The 266-nt window shown below is 48.1% G+C and carries 1 protein-coding gene; it reads right to left on the bottom strand.

From position 1 onward, the window contains the following. Positions 1-266 (bottom strand): hypothetical protein (locus tag FNH22_RS32305; RefSeq protein ID WP_185154537.1); only part of this gene is annotated, 266 nt, incomplete at both ends.

Raw genomic sequence — 266 nt, 5'->3', positions numbered from 1 at the left:
TTACCGTCAACTCGTAAATACCAGATGCGGTAACCGTTGGATTTTGTAAGGATGAACTAAAGTCAGGACCAATCCACGCGTAGGTTACTCCAGTTGTAGCTGAAGCTCCTTGCAACGTGACACTCTCCAAACTACACGTCAGTACATCACTGACACTGGCAGTTGCACCTGGTTCAGTTATATTCTGCTCCACCGTCACCTGGGCGGTAGAGGTACAGCCATTCGTCGGATGAGTTACCGTCAATTCATAAATGCCAGGTTCCATG

Source organism: Fulvivirga sp. M361 (assembly GCF_007097395.1).
Taxonomy (GTDB): domain Bacteria; phylum Bacteroidota; class Bacteroidia; order Cytophagales; family Cyclobacteriaceae; genus Fulvivirga.
Note: the sequence above shows the minus strand (reverse complement) of the source record. Positions and strands in the feature narration are given on the sequence as shown.